The following is a 1,698-nucleotide window of genomic DNA, read 5'->3' as shown; positions in this document are numbered from 1 at the left end:
CACGAACTCTTCTTTACGTGAATGCTCGCTGATTGCACCTAAGGGCATCTCTTCAATAAAACTCAGATGAAGCCCCTCTTTTACAGCGAAATCTACGAGAGGAATGACCTCATCAACGTTCCTACCTTTAAGTATGACTGCATTGAGCTTTATATTGTCGAAACCCGTTTTTTTTGCGGCCTGAATGCCGTCAAGCACTGTTTGCAAATCACCTGTACGAGTAAGTTTTTTAAATTTATCGGGATCTAAGCTATCCAGACTAATGTTCAACCGGCCTAGACCCGCTTCTCTTAATTCAGGAGCCAAACGCGCCAACTGAGAGCCGTTGGTAGTCATGACTAATTCTTGCAAACCATCGATCGACGCGATGTTTTTGCATAATTCCACGACACCACTGCGAACAAGGGGCTCTCCACCTGTTAANCGGATCTTCTGAACGCCAAGCTCAACAAACGCACGCGCAAGAAGGTGCATTTCTTCAAGACTCAAGACTTCACTGCGTGGAACAAATGTCATCTCTTCATCCATGCAGTAAACACAGCGAAAATCACAACGGTCAGTAACTGACAAACGCAAATAGTTAATCTTTCGTCCAAAAGGATCAACTAGCGCTGTATTCGTTTGATTAGTCTGAGTCATAGATTGTCTCTAGTTTCGAACCGTCGTGTGTTTTAATGCCATTACTGGCAGTGCATTTAATTGTCTGCGTAGTAACTGCCGCTCTTACCGCCATGCTTTTCTAACAATCGAACGCCATTAACTTGCATCGCTTTATCAACAGCTTTACACATGTCATAAACAGTCAGCGCAGCAACGCTAACAGCTGTCAACGCTTCCATCTCAACACCTGTCTGCGCATTCAACTTACATGTACTAACAATGCGTAAGCGCGCCGAATCGTTGACGTCTTGCGGCTCAAAATCAATGCTCACAGCACTTAAATTTAAACCATGGCACAAGGGGACAAGTTCAGAACACTTTTTAGCTGCCATAATACCTGCAACTCGGCACACTGCTAACACATCGCCCTTTTCAATCTGATCACTCAATATCAATGATAAGGTTGAAGGCTTCATGTCAACATAAGCCTCTGCAATAGCAATACGTCCAGTTATTGCCTTCCCCGACACATCAACCATATGCGCATTACCTGATTCATTGACATGCGTTAGTTTATTTTCCATTAACGCGTTCCCTCTATAATCGTTTGCCATGTACTGATACCAGCAATGCCCTGTCCGCCAGCACGAATTACCTCACCCAATTGCTCATCTCTCATTCCGCCAAGCGCATACACGGGAATATTGCACCCCTCTAACAAGGCTTCAAAATTAGCTAACCCTAATGGTTCTGCATCTGGGTGTGATTGTGTCCGTTGAACCGGCGACAATAGAGCATAGTTTGCACCAACACTCTCTGCCAATGCTAATTCAGATTTTGAATGGCATGAAACACCAAACAAATATGGAAGGCTATAGCCCTCATGCTTAGCCTGCCGCGCCTGCTCCGCGTTCAAATGCCAAGCATCTCCAGGAAGAGAAGCCATGACTCTTAACGTTCTATTCCACACCAAACGAACATTTGGAAATTGTTGGTATAGCTTGCTAGCCCACGAAATATAAAGCTCATCGTTAAGATGATGTTGTCGCAACTGTATAAGATCAAAACCCTTGGATTCTGCTTGTGATAGATGTGAAG

Annotated in this window: 3 protein-coding genes; all 3 read right to left on the bottom strand. The window is 44.4% G+C overall.

Annotated elements, in window-relative coordinates; genetic code table 11:
* On the bottom strand, nt 1-639 hold a 639-nt coding region (locus tag A3739_RS09150; RefSeq protein WP_156502508.1), incomplete at its 3' end, for a GTP 3',8-cyclase MoaA.
* Between the two features lie 56 nt (nt 640-695).
* A complete protein-coding gene (moaC, locus tag A3739_RS09145) occupies nt 696-1,184 on the bottom strand; it encodes a cyclic pyranopterin monophosphate synthase MoaC (protein WP_068473122.1) in 489 nt (162 codons plus the stop codon).
* Nucleotides 1,184-1,698 (bottom strand): thiamine phosphate synthase (locus A3739_RS09140; protein ID WP_197472238.1); only part of this gene is annotated, 515 nt, incomplete at its 5' end. The genes A3739_RS09140 and moaC, both read right to left, overlap by 1 nt.

The sequence above is a fragment of the Oleiphilus sp. HI0067 genome, from assembly GCF_001635735.1.
The sequence above is the reverse complement of the archived record's forward strand: the minus strand, read 5'-3'. Positions and strand labels throughout refer to the sequence as shown.